This is a genomic window from Neobacillus sp. 114 (genome assembly GCF_030127045.1).
Taxonomy (GTDB): domain Bacteria; phylum Bacillota; class Bacilli; order Bacillales; family Cytobacillaceae; genus Neobacillus; species Neobacillus rhizophilus.
The window spans coordinates 2,745,013-2,762,384 of sequence record NZ_CP126144.1; the positions used below are offsets into that span (position 1 = coordinate 2,745,013).

14 protein-coding genes and 1 pseudogene are annotated in these 17,372 nt (G+C 42.8%); 13 read left to right on the forward strand and 2 right to left on the reverse strand.

The window, feature by feature from the left end; all coding sequences use genetic code 11:
- Positions 1–377 precede the first annotated feature (377 nt).
- The 5 genes from QNN06_RS13475 (at position 378) to QNN06_RS13495 (ending at position 5,323) form a co-directional block, all read left to right on the forward strand.
- Positions 378–2,798 (forward strand): heavy metal translocating P-type ATPase, encoded by a 2,421-nt coding sequence (locus tag QNN06_RS13475; RefSeq protein WP_284037702.1) that lies wholly within the window; start codon positions 378–380, stop codon positions 2,796–2,798.
- Between the two features lie 73 nt (positions 2,799–2,871).
- Positions 2,872–3,687 (forward strand): hypothetical protein, encoded by an 816-nt coding sequence (locus QNN06_RS13480; RefSeq protein ID WP_213115877.1) that lies wholly within the window; start codon positions 2,872–2,874, stop codon positions 3,685–3,687.
- Positions 3,688–3,755: 68 nt separating this feature from the next.
- Positions 3,756–4,094: a metal-sensitive transcriptional regulator gene (locus QNN06_RS13485; RefSeq protein ID WP_213115876.1), complete on the forward strand. Its 339-nt coding sequence runs from the start codon at positions 3,756–3,758 to the stop codon at positions 4,092–4,094.
- Between the two features lie 14 nt (positions 4,095–4,108).
- The gene (gene copZ, locus QNN06_RS13490; protein WP_213115875.1) at positions 4,109–4,315 is read left to right on the forward strand and encodes a copper chaperone CopZ; all 207 of its coding nucleotides are present in this window, start codon (positions 4,109–4,111) and stop codon (positions 4,313–4,315) included.
- Between the two features lie 111 nt (positions 4,316–4,426).
- Positions 4,427–5,323 carry a carbohydrate kinase family protein gene (locus QNN06_RS13495; RefSeq protein WP_213115874.1) on the forward strand — a complete coding sequence of 299 codons (897 nt, stop codon included), beginning with the start codon at positions 4,427–4,429 and terminating at the stop codon, positions 5,321–5,323.
- 40 nt (positions 5,324–5,363) lie between these two features.
- Here QNN06_RS13495 and QNN06_RS13500 read toward each other — a convergent pair whose 3' ends face one another.
- Both QNN06_RS13500 and QNN06_RS13505 read right to left on the reverse strand, forming a co-directional pair.
- Positions 5,364–6,638, reverse strand: a complete 1,275-nt coding sequence (locus QNN06_RS13500; protein ID WP_213115873.1) for an MFS transporter — start codon at positions 6,636–6,638, stop codon at positions 5,364–5,366.
- Positions 6,639–6,661: 23 nt separating this feature from the next.
- Positions 6,662–7,969 (reverse strand): annotated as a pseudogene (locus QNN06_RS13505) (alkaline phosphatase family protein).
- Between the two features lie 179 nt (positions 7,970–8,148).
- Between QNN06_RS13505 and QNN06_RS13510 the strand changes: the two are divergent.
- From QNN06_RS13510 to QNN06_RS13545, 8 genes are all read left to right on the forward strand, one after another.
- Positions 8,149–9,075 (forward strand): alpha/beta hydrolase, encoded by a 927-nt coding sequence (locus tag QNN06_RS13510; protein ID WP_213115871.1) that lies wholly within the window; start codon positions 8,149–8,151, stop codon positions 9,073–9,075.
- Positions 9,076–9,187: 112 nt separating this feature from the next.
- Positions 9,188–9,682 (forward strand): flavodoxin domain-containing protein, encoded by a 495-nt coding sequence (locus QNN06_RS13515; protein WP_284037703.1) that lies wholly within the window; start codon positions 9,188–9,190, stop codon positions 9,680–9,682.
- Between the two features lie 137 nt (positions 9,683–9,819).
- The gene (locus QNN06_RS13520) at positions 9,820–10,866 is read left to right on the forward strand and encodes an ATP-grasp domain-containing protein (protein ID WP_213115869.1); all 1,047 of its coding nucleotides are present in this window, start codon (positions 9,820–9,822) and stop codon (positions 10,864–10,866) included.
- A 96-nt stretch (positions 10,867–10,962) separates the two neighbouring features.
- The gene (locus tag QNN06_RS13525; protein WP_213115868.1) at positions 10,963–11,361 is read left to right on the forward strand and encodes an acyl-CoA thioesterase; all 399 of its coding nucleotides are present in this window, start codon (positions 10,963–10,965) and stop codon (positions 11,359–11,361) included.
- A gap of 131 nt (positions 11,362–11,492) precedes the next feature.
- On the forward strand, positions 11,493–12,974 hold the full coding sequence (locus QNN06_RS13530) for a helix-turn-helix domain-containing protein (RefSeq protein WP_284037704.1): 1,482 nt from the start codon (positions 11,493–11,495) through the stop codon (positions 12,972–12,974).
- Positions 12,975–13,178: 204 nt separating this feature from the next.
- Complete coding sequence (gene hutU, locus QNN06_RS13535) at positions 13,179–14,852, forward strand: urocanate hydratase (RefSeq protein ID WP_213115866.1); 1,674 nt, start codon at positions 13,179–13,181, stop codon at positions 14,850–14,852.
- A gap of 213 nt (positions 14,853–15,065) precedes the next feature.
- Complete coding sequence (gene hutI, locus QNN06_RS13540; protein WP_213115865.1) at positions 15,066–16,358, forward strand: imidazolonepropionase; 1,293 nt, start codon at positions 15,066–15,068, stop codon at positions 16,356–16,358.
- Positions 16,336–17,334, forward strand: coding sequence for an agmatinase family protein (locus tag QNN06_RS13545; protein WP_249366401.1), 999 nt, complete (start codon positions 16,336–16,338; stop codon positions 17,332–17,334). The genes hutI and QNN06_RS13545 overlap by 23 nt, the downstream gene beginning before the upstream one ends.
- Positions 17,335–17,372 lie beyond the last annotated feature (38 nt).

Sequence of the window (17,372 nt, forward strand, 5' to 3'; positions counted from 1 at the left end):
TGTACTTCAAACGTAAATGTTGGATGTTAAAACCCTCCTTTAGTTATTAAGTTCATCTTACCATTGAACAGTTTTTTTCGACAAAGCCCGTAAAGTGGGAAATCTTGCTATATTTAGGACTGAGATGGCCTCCTGTTCCCTGAACCTGCAGATCCATACAATCCCTCCAATATCCTCTTGATTTAACCTTGTTTTCCAATGATTTACCAAAAATACGGCCCCATAATCAAAATTTCGACCCAAATAAGCCCAATTATAAAAAACTGGAAAAAGTTTTTATTTTTTTGTTGACGTTATGGGGTAGGGGGGTATAGTATAAATATATAAGGTAAATATTAAAGTTGAAATCAACTCCAAAAGTTAGGGGGAAGAAGAAAATGAGTAATGCCACCAAAGAAGTCCAATTACCGATAACAGGCATGACCTGTGCAGCCTGTGCAACACGAATCGAAAAGGGCTTAAATAAATTAGAAGGCGTTCAGGAAGCAAACGTGAACCTGGCGCTTGAAAAAGCAGCAATCAAGTATGACCCAGCACAAACAAACACGGAAAACTTTGTTAAAAAGATAAATGATCTCGGCTATGGAGTTATCACCGAGAAAGCCGAATTTGACATCATCGGAATGACCTGTGCTGCTTGCGCTACGAGAATCGAAAAGGGGATTAACAAACTCGAGGGAGTCAAAAAAGCCACTGTCAACCTGGCACTTGAAACAGCATCCGTCGAATACAATTCGGCCCAAGTCAATATTCAGGAAATCATCCAAAAGGTAGAAAAAATCGGCTATGAAGCCAAAGTGAAACAGGATAAAAATTCGGAAAGCGTCGACCACCGTCAAAAGGAAATCGAAAAACAAAAAGGTAAATTTATTTTTTCACTGATTCTGTCATTCCCGTTATTATGGGCGATGGTCAGCCACTTTGAGTTTACATCCTTCATTTACCTGCCTGACATGCTGATGAACCCATGGGTTCAATTGGCCTTGGCGACACCAGTTCAATTTGTTGTTGGAAGGCAGTTTTATGTAGGAGCCTATAAGGCGCTAAGAAACGGAAGTGCCAACATGGACGTTCTTGTCGCACTTGGTACATCTGCTGCCTACTTTTACAGCTTATATTTAACCATTATGACCATTGTGTCAGGCGAACAAATGGTGGAACTCTATTTTGAAACCAGTGCGGTCCTGATAACCTTGATCATCTTAGGAAAATTGTTCGAAGCCCGCGCTAAAGGACGCTCATCTGAAGCCATCAAAAAGTTAATGGGGCTCCAAGCCAAAACGGCAACTGTATTGAGGGATGGAAAAGAACTTGAAATCGCATTAGCAGAAGTAGTAGTCGGGGACATTATCTATGTAAAGCCTGGCGAAAAAATTCCTGTCGACGGAGAAATCATCGAAGGTAGCTCTGCCCTTGATGAATCGATGCTGACAGGCGAAAGCGTCCCAATTGATAAAACCGTTGGCGACCCAGTTATCGGCGCTACCATCAACAAAAACGGCTTTTTGAAAATAAAGGCTACAAAGGTTGGAAGGGACACCGCCTTAGCGCAAATTATAAAAGTGGTTGAAGAAGCACAAGGCTCAAAAGCGCCGATTCAACGGCTCGCAGACCAAATTTCAGGAATTTTTGTACCAATCGTTGTTGGAATTGCTGTCGTAACCTTCTTGGTTTGGTTCATCTGGGTAAGCCCAGGCAACTTCGCTGAAGCGTTGGAAAAAATGATTGCTGTCCTGGTAATTGCTTGCCCTTGTGCATTGGGTCTTGCAACACCAACCTCGATTATGGCCGGTTCTGGCCGGGCCGCAGAGGCTGGTGTTCTATTCAAAGGTGGCGAGCATTTGGAAACAACCCACCGTATCACTACAGTGGTACTTGATAAAACAGGTACAGTTACAAATGGTAAACCAGTGTTAACTGATGTGATCATTGAAGGTAACTACTCCGAGAATACCTTCTTGCAGTTAGTCGGTTCGGCTGAAAAACAATCAGAGCATCCGCTTGCTGAGGCGATCGTAAGTGGTATTAAAGAAAAAGGCATCAACTTATTAGAAGCCGTCAGCCATTTCGAAGCCATACCGGGGTATGGAATAAACACTAACATCAATGGCCAGGAAATATTGATTGGCACTAGAAAATTAATGAATAAGTACGGAGTATCATTCGAGGCTGCTGCTGGAAAAATGGAAGCACTTGAAGAAACCGGTAAAACGGCAATGTTGGTTGCGATTGATAGGAAGTTTGCAGGTATCGTTGCAGTAGCAGACACAGTGAAAGAAACTTCTAAAGCAGCAATTCAAAAACTAAAGAATATGGGCCTAGAAGTCATCATGATGACCGGTGACAATATCCGCACGGCTACTGCGATTGCTAATGAAGTAGGGGTAGATAGCGTTATTGCCGAAGTTTTACCAGAGGGAAAAGCAGCGGAAGTGAAAAAGCTGCAGGAGCAGGGCCGCAAAGTTGCTATGGTCGGTGATGGCATAAACGACGCACCGGCACTTGCGGTCGCAGATATTGGCATGGCAATCGGAACCGGCACTGATGTCGCAATGGAAGCGGCAGATATAACGCTGATGAGAGGCGATCTTAACAGTATCGCCGATGCCATCTTTATGAGTAAAAAGACAATCCAAAACATTAAACAAAATCTATTCTGGGCATTTGGATACAATACATTGGGGATTCCAATTGCCGCAATCGGATTTCTAGTCCCATGGCTTGCCGGAGCGGCCATGGCATTTAGTTCCGTGTCAGTCGTATTAAACGCACTGCGATTACAAAGAGTGAAGCTTTAACAACAAAAAGCAATGGGGTGGCTGACTGTTGGGCAGCCATCCCAAAGAAATATTAACAAAGGGGTGTATGGTGATGAAAAAATGGGCGCTCGCAGCGATTGTATATTTGCTTGCCGTCAGCGGCGGATTTATCGTTTACGATGTTTACTTTGATAAAGAAGAGGTACCACATGGTGAAGCGGCAAGCCACGAAAGTAATGAAAAACACATTGCCTCAGAAGGACATGGGCATGAAGGGGGTGAGGTAAAGAACGGTGATGTAACACCTAATTTCACCTACAATAAAGGAAAAATAACGATTTATTTAAAGGACCAAAATGGCAATCCAGTTGATGACCTAGAGGTAAACCACGAAAAGCTGCTGCATCTAATCGTGGTAAATGATCAACTTGACCAATATTACCACTTGCATCCGGAAAAGGTTCGAGCAGGTCAGTTTGAAATCGCTTATGAATTAAAGGATGGTGCATATAAGGCCTTTATTGACATCAAGCCGAAAAAATTAAACTATCATGTCAAGCCTGCTGCGTTTACTGTTGGAGTATCACAGGAAACCCATCATCACAATCGCCTGAAAGCGGATGAAACATTCAAGAAAACAGTCGATGGAAAAACAGCTGAATTGGTTGTCAGTTCATTTGAGGCCGGTAAACCAGTTACTCTTGATTTTAAATTAGATGAATCCACATTAGAACCATATTTAGGAGCGGCAGGCCATGTCGTCATTCTCGATGAGGAAGCAAATCTATACTTGCATGTTCACCCACATAATGAAAAAGTACCGATCTTTGAAACTCAATTTGAAAGGCGGGGAACTTATAAAATTTGGGCTGAATTCAAACAGGAAGGAAAAGTTAGAGTGTTCTCCTATGTAATAGAAATAAAATAAATAGCTATTGTATTATCGATTTACGGTACGGGGGTATGATATAATTAGCAAAAAGGGAGGCGGGTCAAATGTCAATGGATGAAAAGGAATTAATGGATGAATCCTGCTGCCATACGGAGGAAAATCACCGCAAGAGTCACCATTCTGATAAGGTAAAAAGCAATCTTGTGACAAGACTGAACAGAATTGAAGGGCAGATTCGCGGCATTAAAGGGTTAATTGAAAAAGACACGTACTGTGATGAAGTGATCAACCAAATCGCCGCCACGCAGTCGGCCTTAAACAGCGTAGCGAAAATCCTGCTCGAAGGCCATATGAAGAGCTGTGTGGTGGAACGGATTCAGGAAGGCGATTTTGAAGTGATTGATGAGGTACTTGTAACCGTACAAAAATTAATGAAAAAATAACGGAGGAATGAAAAATGGAAAATGTAACATTAAATGTAAGCGGTATGTCTTGCGGCCATTGTGTCAAAGCGGTGGAAGGAAGCGTCGGTAAATTGGACGGCGTAAAAAATGTTTCCGTTAAGCTGGATATAGGTCAAGTCGATGTTGAGTTTGATCCAAACTTAGTATCCCTCAGCACGATTAAAGAAACAATTGATGATCAAGGATACGATGTAGAATAATAATGCTTGGCACCCAGATTAGCCTGGGTGTTTTCTTTTTACAAGGGGTAAATTTTTTTATAAAAATAGCTGTGGTAGAATGGTAGTTAAAGCTTGAAAAGAGGTGCGGCGTTGAGCAGGCAAGGTGTGATATCCCTCGGGGATGCGTTTATTGATTACATATCAAAGGATTCAACTAATACAATATTTCACAAGTTTCCCGGTGGGGCAACGGTAAATACTGCCGTTTGGACAAGCAGGATAGGAGTGCTTTCTTATTACTTAACGAAACTAGGAACGGACGAGGAAAGTGCTTTTGTGGAGATGGAGCTGGTAAAAGAGAAAGTGAACGTCGATTATTGTGTCCGTTCGCCTGAAAAAAGAATCTGCAGTGTTAAGGTACATATAAATCAATCGGGTGAGAGACAGTTTCATTCTTATAATAACCCAACTCCAGATTTACTTCTGACCACCAATGATCTTCCTGAGAAATTGTTTCAGCAGGGGAAGCTCTTTTATTTCGGTTCCGGGACACTTTTTCATGATATCGCAAGGGAAACGACACGCCAGGCACTCGAATATGCCCGTAAATGGGGGATGCTGACGGCATTTGATACAAATATCCGACTGCTACGTTGGGAATGCGAAAAGAAATGCCGGGAGACTGTCATTGCATTTGCCAAACAGGCCGATATCGTTAAAATGGCTGAAGATGAATTATTCTTTTTAACAGAAACTAATAATCTGGAGGAAGGTCTGCAGCTTATCTCTGAGTGGGGGATTCCGTTTCTGTTTATCACAATGGGCGGGAAAGGCTCCTGTGCCGTACATAAGGGACGAAGCATTTTCATTACTGGTGTGCAGGTTAAAGCTGTAGATACCACCGGCGCAGGTGATGCATTCATGGCGGCCATAATATCCCGCTTTCATAATCATGGTATGCCTCAAGATGATTTGAAATTAGAGGAATTTGTCCGATTTGCCAATGAAATCGGTGCGCGGGCAACGACGAAAGTGGGGGCATTGTAAACAAAAACAGCGAAGCACATGACTTCGCTGTTTTGTCTTTTTAATGGGTAATTGAATTTGATTGTGTAACCTGATTTGATTCTGGCACTCTCATTAAAATAATCGCACCTATGATGAACAAAACAATTAAGCTAAAAACACCGCTGTTGGTGTTTCCTGTCATCTGTGCGGTAAAACCGACTAAAAACGGTCCAAGGATGGCTGCAAATTTATAAAAGATGCTGTAAAATCCAAAGAACTCGTTGGCACTTTCTTTTGGTACCAATCTGGCGAAATAAGAGCGGCTGAGTGCTTGGATGCCGCCCTGAGAAGAGGCGACAAGCATGGCCAGAATCCAAAAGTCCAAAACAGTTTTTAAGAAATAGGCATAAGTACAAATGATGATATAAACGAAAATGCCAACGAGCAGCATCGTCTTGCCCTTAAACCGATCAGCAAGCTTGCCGTACAAAATGGCAAACGGCGCGGCCACGACCTGGGTGGCAAACAGGATGATTAACAGATTCGTAGAATCAATCCCCAAATCCGATCCGTATGCGGTTGACATCGTAATTATTGTGTTAACCCCGTCAATATAAAAGAAATAGGCAATTAAAAAGAGAAATAACGGGCGATACAGTTTAATTTTTTTAAACGTTATAAATAACTGTTTAAAGCCGTTGGAAACCGGGTTTGGGACGCGTTCCTTGTAATAAACCTGATTTACATTTTTTAACATCGGAATCGTGAATAGTCCCCACCATAAGGCGGTGATGGCAAAAGCGACTTGGCTGGCAACGGTGACAGACAATGGGAGAATGCTTTGTTGGGCCAAAATGATCAGGGCAATTCCCATAATGAACGGGATGGTACTGCCAATATAGCCCATCGCAAAACCGCGTGAAGAAATTTTGTTCATCCGCTCCTCAGTAGTGACATCAACAAGAAAGGCATCATAGAAAATGTTCGTTCCGCCGAAACCTATAACCGTAACCATATAGCAGATTAAAAGAATCATCCACTGGCTGTTTGGAACCACGGCGAGCAAAAAAGTAAAAATAACTCCTAATGCAAAGAAAAAGGTAAAAAATCGTTTCTTAAAGCCTCGGAAATCTGCAATGCTGCCAAGGACGGGGGCACAAATAGAGATTAATAGTGTCGCAAAAGAGTTGGCATAGCCCCAATAGGCAGTTGATGTTGCACCGACAAGCCCTGCCTCTTTGGCGGCTGCTTTGAAATATAACGGAAAAACAGCAGTGGTAATCAGGATAGAATAGGCGGAGTTGGCCCAATCGTAAAATACCCAGCTTTTTTCTTGCTTTGTCATCCGGCTCATATTTTTTCCCCCTAACTAAGTTTTTACAGTTTCAATAGCTCCTCAATTACTCTTCCATCAGTATCTCCTAAGCTGACACCAAGCAATCTCGCGAAGGTGGGCCCTTCATCAATAAGCCGGATGGATGGGAGTGTGATTGGTTGAATCCCTTTTCCTGCTGCCATAAGGATGGTTCCATATGCCTCTTTTACGGGTGAATAGCCGTGAGTAGCCAGGGTATATTTTTTATCTGCATTTACATCTTCAGCTGTAATGGTTTTAATATAATCCCCCTCATAATCCTCTAAAAAGTAATACCCAAGGCTTGCTTCAATCATAAAGGCACATTCCCCATCCGCACCTCGCTCGGCAGCCTGACTGCCTGAAAGCACCTGTTCAATTCCCGAAGTTGGGTCCTGAATCATTTCAGACAATAAGGATTTTACTTTTTCATAAGTAATGGTGTCACTCGGATCTTTTATATAAATATATGCCGAACCGTCACAGCTTTTGCAGTATGCCTTCCATTTTACCAGCTTTCCGCGAGAGTTGGTGGTAATCAGATTATGTTCTTTAAATAGTACGTTTAAGTGTACAGCCTTATTTTCATCCAACGCGCTGTGGTCGCCGAGGACAACCACAGTGGAGTTATCTTTGATGCCGCTCTCCTCAAGTGCTACCATTATTCTGCCAAGCCTGCTGTGATGACGGTGGATTGCGGCAATTGCCTCATCAGATGAAAAACCATGGAAGTGACGCATGGAATCCAGGTCGGTAAAGTGGATCAGCATTAGGTTTGGTTTCTTTGTTTTAATCGTATCCACCGCTGCTTCTAAAACAAAATCATCCAATTCCGGCTGGCTTAAGCCGTTGCGGAGATGACCATACCGTTTATTGAGGTCCCATTGGAAGCGAGGAGTCCCGCTGGTGAGAGATACAAGAATTTGATTTTGCCATGGTCGGTTGGCGAAAATCTCGGGCATATTATAATCGATATCCGCTTTGCCGGTAACTGGCCATAACAAGGCGGCTGTAGTCATACCAGCTTTTTTTACTTCATCATAAAGGGTGGTCCCGCGAATCGAGCTGCGAAACCAATTCCAATCAGGAGATAAGCGTCCTGGCTACAATAGGGTATTATTAATGACACCGTGTCTGTTGGGATATTTTCCCGTTACGATAGTGGCATGGCAAGGGTAGGTGACAGATGGGTATATACTCTCGACATTTTCCACCATGGCCCCGTTTTGTAGAATCGTCTTAAAGTGCGGTAATTCTTTAATGATGGGAAAATCTAAAGCGGAAAGACAGTCGAATGAGATAATGATGAGATGGTCGGTAAGTCGATTCAATAAAACCCCTCCGAATTGGTAACTACTGCTAATCCAATTGTACAATAAGATACAGGGTTGTTACAGAATTTTTACAATATTTATGAAAAAATTGGGATATTTCGGTGTTGGAAGATATATGTAATTAAGTTTTTTCAGTATAATATATATGTGTGTTTTAGGGAGGGGGGATGACCGTTATGCCAAGCATTCAAAGTTTATTTATCGAAAAAATGATAAAACTATCGGTAAAAAGAATGGCGAAAAAAGGAATCAGGAAAACAGAGATGGAAGAGATAAGGCAGAGGTTCAATGAATTTGGTGCCAAGCTTGGCAAGCTGCCTAAGGGCTGTAATAGGGAATCCTGCAAAGTTGGCGGGCTTTATTCTGAATGGCTTTCCTTCACTGATACCAAGGGTGGCAAGGTAATCCTTTATTTGCACGGCGGTGCATATGAATATGGGTCGGCAGATACCCACCGTGTGCTGGCAGCGAGAATTGGCAAGGCTTCCGGTGCCAAGGTGCTCTTGCCAGAGTATCGGCTTGCCCCTGAACATCCATTCCCGGCTGCTGTAGAGGATGCTGTTTTGGTGTACCACTGGCTGCTTGAACGGGGTTATGAATCTTCTAATATTATTTTTGCTGGCGATTCAGCAGGTGCAGGCTTATGTATTGCTGCCGCCTTGACACTGAGGGAGCAAAACGATCCCCTGCCGGCAGCGGTTATTTGTTTATCGCCTTGGGCGGACTTAACAAGCAGCGGGGAGAGTTATGAGAAAAACAGGAAGCTGGACCCGTATTTAACCCCAGAAGCCGTAAGAAAGGCAGCTGCCATGTATGCAGGTGACAAACCGCTCAATCACCCAATGATTTCGCCTGTTTTCGCTGATTTGACCGACTTACCGCCATTGTTTATCCAAGCGGGAAGTCATGAAATTTTACAAAGTGATGCCGAAAAGCTTGCTGCTCAGGCGCGGGTTGCAGGTGTTGAAGTCACTTTGAAGATTTGGGAAGGAATGTGGCACGTCTGGCAAATCTTCGGCGGCCTTCTGCCCGAGGCTCGTAAAGCCATTCGCGAAATCGGGCATTTTGCGAAGCGAAGCTTTAAAAACTCCACAATTAAGTGAATACCTGCAAATCGAAATTGTAATAATATTGCCAATATTTTTGCGTCCAGCCTTTTTTACAGGCTATATAATGAGAATAAATAGGAACATCATTTTGAAGGAGGGGCAAATCATGAAAACGTTAATTGTTTATTGCTCATCCCATGGTACGACAGAAAAGGTTGTGAGTGTATTATGCGTGAATATTGAAGGAGAGGTCCTCGCTGTAGATTTGAAACGGGATAAAATTCTTTTTGATTTAGATGACTATGATGGGGTTATTATTGGCGGATCGATTCATGCCGGTGAAATTCAAAGGAAAATTAAACAATTTATCAAACAACATCATGATGAGCTTTTAGAAAAAGTAGTGGGGCTATTTCTGTGCTGCATCCGGGATGGTGATATCGCTGTGGAGCAATTTAACCACGCCTTTCCGCAGGATTTACGGAAAAACTCCGTGGCAATGGGCTTGTTTGGTGGCGAATTCATAGTTTCTAAAATGAATTTTTTTGAAAGACAAGTGGTAAAAAAAGTGGATAGTGTAATAAAAGACGAATCCCATCTAAACCTCAACGCCATCATGGAATTTGCCCTAAGATATAATAACATAAGAACCCCGGTCTAGTCAGCCAGACTATTATTCCAAAACGCTTCTGCAGCAAAAGAGGCGTTTTTTTATTTTAGAAAAATATTTATCTGTTTAAAAAAAACACGGTTTGAACATAATGGAAGGGTCAAATTACACCATGAGAGAGGATTTTTATGAAAATTTGGTTTAACCGCTGGTTTACAACAGTTTCCCACTATATTGAGATGATTCGGGACAATCCCGATAACCGGAAATTTACAATCTATGGAACGAGTCCGAATAAGGATGCACTCTATTTGCAGTATTGTGATAAAGCTTTTACCGAACCGGAACTCTCCGGTGATGAATATATCGCCTTCTGTCTGGAGTTTTGTGAAACACATGGGATCGACATTTTTATACCTCGCAAGGAAAACGTGTTAATTTCAAAAAGACTTGCTGATTTCGAAAAAATTGGCGTCAAAGTGTTGGTCTGTCCAGATGCGGAACTAATGGAGAAGATGGATAATAAGGCTCTTGCTTATCGAACAGTTATGGAAAAGGCAGAAGAAGAAGGACCTATATTTTCTATTCCTGAACATTATGTGGTTAATACTTTAGCGGAATTTAAGTCGGCTTGCGAAAGACTGATAGAAAAGGGACATAAGGTTTGCTTTAAACCGGTTATTGGTGAGGGTGCCAACGGTTTTCGCGTGATTAAGGATGAGATTGATTCCATCAAACAGCTTTTTCATCATGGCACTAGTTTTCGACTGCCTTATCGGTACGCATGCGAAATTCTTGGTCAGCAGGAGACGTTTCCTGATTTAATGGTCCTCGAGTATTTAGAGGGCCGGGAATATAGTATTGATTGCCTGGCAACACCAGACCGATTAATTGCCGCGATCCCAAGGATGAAAGGAGATGGAAGAATCCGTGAGCTAGTTGACCATCAAGAGTTGATTCAACTCGCCCATCGATTTCATCTTAAGTTTAAGCTGCCATATATATTTAATATTCAATTAAAATATAACAATGGTATCCCAAAGCTATTGGAAATTAACCCGCGTATGAGCGGCGGCATGCATATCAGTTGCCTGTCTGGCATCAATATGCCCTATCTGGCCATCAAAATCCTCCTTGGGGAGAAAATTGAAGCGGTCAGCCCTCGTTTCGGCATTCGCGCCAGCCATCTTGAAAAAGAAATGATCCTTAAGGTTGATTGGTATCAGGCACCATAAACCAGATAAAGATTTCATTTATTTAGTACATAGTGTAAAATGAAATAAATATGGAAAATTCAAAAAATAATGGTGCAGCTGGGAAAGGTGAAAAAATTGACTTATTCTGAATTAGAGCTAATCGCAGAGACAAAAACATTTCATGTCAGTAATGTGAAGATTTTTGATTATTTCGACCTGGGGCGGAAGGAATGGTACCGTTATTGTACCCAGCAGCTAGGTGTAGAGGCGGTAGCGGTACATATTGGCGTTGATTATAAAAAAGAAGTGTTTAATAATGATGAAATTATCGTTCGCACATGGCTTGAGCGAGTTGGGAATACAAGTTTTACCCTTATGCAAAAGATGGAAAATAAACAAGGCATTCTGCTTGCGTCTGCGGAGGTCATTTTGACAACAATTAATCGGCAAACAAGAATTAAAACCACTGTACCTGATGAAATTCGCCGACTGCTCCATCAAAATGCGGAGCTTGCCGAACTAATCAACTGCTAAAATAAGGACGAACACCATTTGCGATTGATGGTGCTTGTCCTTTTTTCTTTTAACGACTAAATTGGATACTGTTAAACAAACATTTTATGCTATAGAATGATAGATAGGTTTAAAAAATGGAGGATTTTTTAATGGAAGGAAAATGGCTGATAGCAGATCGTGACTTAAACGAACGGGAGGGGTTGAAGTGGATGTTAAAAACCTCCTCTATCCCTGTTGCCAACATCTTGTCGGCAGCCGATTATCAGGAATTTATCGTCCTTTTTGAGAAAGAAGCCCCAGAAGTCGTTTTAATCGAACTAGATATGATTAGCAAAGAAGATTGGCCGGCTTTTCGTGATTTAATCCAAATTTATGAACCTATTCTGCTTTTAACTAGCGCTGAGGCCACTTTTGAAAAAGCACGCTTGGCCATTGACCTGCAGGCACTGGATTTAATGATCAAACCCTTTTCCACTGTAAAAATAAAGTCTGCTTATCAAAAGGCATCCCGGAAACTTTCGGGCAAATTGAAACCAAATGGTCCAATGCAGTCAACTCTTTATAAAGATATTACCTATGAGACCTTATTTATTTCTCAAACAGGTTTTAGGGAAAACTACCATATTTCAGCATTTAAGGCTGAAGAAATTGAAATGAATCGTACCTTGCATTCTTTTTTATTAGAATATTCCTTTAAGGATTTACATGGCATTTTTCCGTTAAGTGACATGGTTATTCTTTTGTTTAAGGAATCCTGTACCACCATAATGGAGCAATGCCGGAAAGCAATGAGAAGATGGGAAGAGGATTTTTCCGACTCCCTTGCGATAGTCGTTCATAAAGGGAATTCCTCAATGCCACTTAACGAAAAATATCGCCAAACCAGAAAAATGCTGGATTTCACTTACTATAAAGGATACCGGCAGGTGGTGGAGTTTGAATACTCTCCGAAATGGGTTTATCTCGACCCATTCTTAACGCCTCCCGAGCAACGGAATTGGATTGACATGCTGACCAACTATGAATTGGAAAAAATAAAGAAATGCCTTTATGATGAATTTTTACATTTAGAAACTCCTTATCCGGATCCCGGGCTGGTTAGAATCAGGTTGACAAGTATTTTGGCGCAAATAAGAAGATTTATGAAGACCTATACTCTTGAGGAAGACGAGCACTTTGAGAGGGAATATCGGTACATTTTTAATTCTATATTATATGATACGGTTCTTTACCGGACGGTTCAAAATCTGATTTTATTTATGCAAAAAATTTTCCAGGGTGTAGAGGCTAACATCCGAAGTTTAAAAAACGATCCAATCGAAAGAGGCATCGCCTATATGGAAGCTAATTTTTCAAATAGCCAGCTGCGGCTTGAAGAAGTAGCTCAATATGTGGAGCGAAATCCGTCTTACTTCAGTCATCTTATAACCTCAACGACTGGTTCGAGCTTTACGGATGTGTTGACTAGAATCAGGATGAAGGAAGCGAAAAGACTGCTGAGAGAGACGAACAAGCCCATTAATGAAATTGCCGCCATGGCCGGCTTCCAAAATTCCAATTATTTTAGCAGGCTGTTTAAGGATTTGATGGGTTCATCGCCAAGAGAATATCGGAAAGAAATGAAACTATGACTCAGTGCTGACTGAGTCATTTTTTATTAGGTTTCTAAAAATAATTAACATTTTCTAAAAAAATTATATTTTACATAGGGGTTGTCCTAAAAAAAAACATTTTATTATAAAAATAGTATCTGTTTTCTAATGTTTTATTCGTATTTTTCAGAAGATTGGCTTTTTATAATAAAAATAGATTTAAACTAATAAGGGGTGTAAAAAATGGAAACGAAAACATCACAACCAAGAGTAGTAAAAAATTATAAAGGCACTGAACTGCATGCAAAGGGATGGATTCAAGAGGCAGCGCTCCGCATGCTTTATAATAACCTTGACCAGGAGGTTGCCGAACGGCCAGAAGATTTAGTTGTCTACGGCGGAATCGGAAAGGCGGCACGTAACTGGGAATCTTTTGATGCAATTGTGAAAACGCTTTTAGAGTTAGAAGAAGATGAAACATTATTGATTCAGTCCGGAAAGCCGGTTGTAGTTTGGAAATCTCATAAGGATGCGCCGCGTGTATTGCTGGCAAATTCAAACCTTGTTCCTGCATGGGCTAATTGGGAGCACTTCCATGAGCTTGATAAAAAGGGCCTGATGATGTATGGCCAAATGACAGCCGGCAGCTGGATTTATATCGGCAGCCAGGGAATCGTCCAGGGCACCTATGAAACTTTTGCTGAGCTTGCTCGTCAAGAGTTTGGCGGTTCATTAAAACAAACGATTACACTAACTGCTGGTCTTGGCGGGATGGGCGGTGCTCAGCCACTTGCTGTAACAATGAACGATGGTGTTTGTATCGCTGTGGAAGTCGATGAGTGGAGAATCGACCGTCGGATCGAAACAAGATACTTGGATGTAAAAACAAAGGATCTTGATGAAGCATTACGTTTAGCGTTTGAAGCGAAGAAGGAAGGCAAGGCACTTTCTATTGGGCTTCTTGGAAATGCGGCTGAAATTTTACCATTAATGATCGAAAAAGGTTTCAATCCAGATGTGTTAACAGACCAAACATCTGCACACGATCCATTAAATGGATATGTACCAATTGGGTATTCATTAGAGGAAGCAGCGAAGTTGAGAGCGGAAAATCCTGCTGAGTATGTGAAGCTTTCCAAACAAAGCATGGCTGTTCATGTGAAGGCGATGTTGGAGATGCAGACAAAAGGTGCGGTTACATTCGACTATGGTAACAATATCCGCCAGGTAGCAAAAGACGAAGGTGTGGAAAATGCCTTTGATTTCCCAGGATTTGTTCCAGCTTACATTCGCCCACTATTCTGTGAAGGAAAAGGACCTTTCCGTTGGGCGGCATTATCTGGCGATCCGGAAGATATCCGTAAAATTGACGAAGCATTACTTCGCGAGTTTAAAGATGATGAGCATCTTTGCAAATGGGTAAGAATGGCCCAGGAAAGAATCGCATTCCAAGGACTTCCTGCTCGTATTTGCTGGTTAGGATATGGAGACCGTGCACGTTTCGGTAAAGTGATTAATGACATGGTGGCTAGTGGTGAGGTTTCAGCACCAATCGTTATCGGCCGTGACCACTTAGACGCTGGTTCTGTTGCTTCACCTAATCGTGAAACGGAAGCAATGAAAGACGGTTCGGATGCAGTTTCCGACTGGCCAATTCTAAATGCGATGATCAATGCTGTTGGAGGAGCGAGCTGGATTTCATTGCACCATGGCGGCGGCGTTGGTATGGGATATTCCCAGCACTCTGGTATGGTTATCGTAGCAGATGGTACGAAGGAAGCAGAAGTTCGCTTGCAGCGCGTATTAACTACTGACCCTGGGATGGGTGTAGTTCGCCATGCTGACGCTGGGTACGATCTAGCAATTAAGACCGCTAAAGAAAAAGGCATCAAAATGCCAATGCTGAAGAAAGACTAATATTACTAGGATAAGGTACGCAATTGTGTTTGGCGGATATGTCTGCAAGTTTGGCGGATATGTCCGCTATTTTGGCGGATATCTCGGTTAATTCGGCGGATATGTTGATGTTTTCGGCGAATAACTTGCAATTTCTGGCGGATTCCTATGTTGAAATGGAAATGTAGCCCGAGATAATCCTGCAAAACTATGTTTTGAGAGGAATGACTCAAATTGACCAAAGCAATTTTTATTAGAAATGCATCTCAACTAGTTACTTTACATGGTGGCTCTGATGCGCCACGGGTAAAAGCGGAAATGTCTGAGCTCGGCATTATCGAAAACGGCAGTGTATGGATTGAGGACGGAGTTATTCAGGCTGTCGGCACTGATGAAGAGCTTGCGGCTAAATATGCCAACCGTCTCGCTGAGGCTGAACTAGTTGACGCCAGTGGAAAGCTTGTAACACCAGGTTTAGTTGACCCGCATACGCATCTGGTACATGCGGGTAGCAGAGAAAACGAGTTCAATATGCGCTTGCAGGGTAAAACCTACATGGAAATCATGAATGCCGGCGGCGGGATTCATGCGACGACAAGAGCAACCAAGGCCGCATCACATGAGCAGCTCTACAAAGAAAGCTTTAACCGCTTGAATCAGTTCTTGCGTCATGGGGTTACCACGGTTGAGGCAAAAAGCGGCTACGGTATGGATTGGGAAACCGAACTGAAACAGCTTGAAGTGGCGAATGAGCTGCAGGAAAAGCACGTAGTTGATGTCGTTTCTACCTTTATGGGAGCACATGCGGTTCCAAAAGAGTATAAGGAAAATCCTGATGAGTTTGTACGCGTGTTGGTGGAGGAAATGATCCCAAAGGTGGCGGAACTCGGGCTTGCGGAATTTAATGATGTGTTCTGTGAACATGGCGTATTTACACCGGAACAATCTCGGGTCATTCTTGAAGCGGGAAAGCGTCATGGTTTAATTGCGAAAATCCATGCCGATGAGATTGAGCCCTATGAGGGAGCGGAATTAGCAGCAGAGGTCGGTGCGATTTCTGCGGATCACCTTCTGAAAGCATCTGAAAAAGGCATGAAGGCAATGGCTGAAAACGGCGTTGTCGGAGTATTACTGCCAGGTACAGCTTACTTTTTAATGGCTGAGTCTGCTAATGGCCGAAAAATGATCGATTTAGGAGTACCTGTCGCACTTTCTACTGATTGTAACCCTGGATCATCACCAACGGTTTCACTGCCGTTTATCATGAATCTTGGCTGCTTGAAAATGGGAATGACTCCGGCAGAGGTTATCACAGCTGCCACCATTAACGCTGCCCATGCCATCAATCGCGGCCGCGAGATTGGTAGTTTAGAAGTCGGTAAAAAAGGCGATGTGACTATTTTTAACATTGAAAACTATATGAAGCTTCAATATTCCTATGGTGTCAACCACACTGATACAGTCGTGAAGAATGGCCGGGTGGTTGTCAAGGGAGGTCAACTCATTGAAGAGCTTTCTTTATCCTAAACTAAATCCGCCTAGCTTTACATGGGTACGGCCAGAGGGGGGCAGTGCGGAAGCTAGCAAAGTTCATGAATGGATTGAGCCTTTGTCAGCTGAAAGCGACCCGGAAAAAGCAAAGGACGCTTGCATCGTCGTTGTCGGCGTCCCGCTTTCTCGTTCGTCCATCAGTGCATCAGGGGCTTCGGAATTTCCGGATGCCTTCCGAAGAGCATGGAAAGGATTCACGACCTATAATTTGGATGAAGATGTGGATCTCACGGTTATGACGGCAGTGGACGCAGGAGACGTCCCGATGCATGTCACTGATATCCGCCGCTGCCATGATAATATTATCGCGGCTTCTACATCACTTCATCAGCATTTTACAAAGTCCAAGATTTGCGCTATTGGCGGTGATCATTCGATTACGGCAATGATGGTAAAGGGGCTGCATCAGGCCCGGCCTGACGAGAAGATTGGGATTATTCAGCTTGATACCCATTTTGATTTACGGGACATGAGTGATAATGGACCCTCGAATGGGACTCCGATGCGGAACCTGATTGAAAGCGGCGTCGTGGAAGGCTCGAATATGTATAACATCGGTCTACACGGATTTTTTAACACAAAAGATTTAAAGCAATATGCAGATGAAAAAGGTGTTAATTATATTACGCTGGGTCGTGCCAGGAAAAAAGGCATCGAGGCAACGGTCCTTGAATGTCTGGACGCGCTTGCCGCTAAAGTTGACACTATTTATTTGACGGTTGACATGGATGTCCTTGACATCGCATATGCCCCAGGGGTACCGGCCTCTACGCCGGGGGGCATGACCACAGCCGAACTGCTCGAAGGAGTAATGGCGGCGGCTAGGCATCCAAAAGTAGGCGCAATGGACATCGTCTGTCTTGACCCGCTTAAAGACAGTGCCGTCCAACCAACCGTTAAACTCGGCACCCACGTATTTTTAACCTTTGTTACAGGGGTTATGTTGAGATAGGTGTCAAGCAGCACAGAAAGACAATTTGGGGTATTTGT

Bases quoted from the DNA above. Each gene is read 5' to 3' on its own strand.
- QNN06_RS13475 (WP_284037702.1), top strand. From the start codon at position 378: ATGAGTAATGCCACCAAAGAAGTCCAATTACCGATAACAGGCATGACC.
- QNN06_RS13480 (WP_213115877.1), top strand. From the start codon at position 2,872: ATGAAAAAATGGGCGCTCGCAGCGATTGTATATTTGCTTGCCGTCAGC.
- QNN06_RS13485 (WP_213115876.1), top strand. From the start codon at position 3,756: ATGTCAATGGATGAAAAGGAATTAATGGATGAATCCTGCTGCCATACG.
- copZ (WP_213115875.1), top strand. From the start codon at position 4,109: ATGGAAAATGTAACATTAAATGTAAGCGGTATGTCTTGCGGCCATTGT.
- QNN06_RS13500 (WP_213115873.1), bottom strand. From the start codon at position 6,638: ATGAGCCGGATGACAAAGCAAGAAAAAAGCTGGGTATTTTACGATTGG.
- QNN06_RS13510 (WP_213115871.1), top strand. From the start codon at position 8,149: ATGCCAAGCATTCAAAGTTTATTTATCGAAAAAATGATAAAACTATCG.
- QNN06_RS13515 (WP_284037703.1), top strand. From the start codon at position 9,188: ATGAAAACGTTAATTGTTTATTGCTCATCCCATGGTACGACAGAAAAG.
- QNN06_RS13520 (WP_213115869.1), top strand. From the start codon at position 9,820: ATGAAAATTTGGTTTAACCGCTGGTTTACAACAGTTTCCCACTATATT.
- QNN06_RS13530 (WP_284037704.1), top strand. From the start codon at position 11,493: ATGGAAGGAAAATGGCTGATAGCAGATCGTGACTTAAACGAACGGGAG.
- hutU (WP_213115866.1), top strand. From the start codon at position 13,179: ATGGAAACGAAAACATCACAACCAAGAGTAGTAAAAAATTATAAAGGC.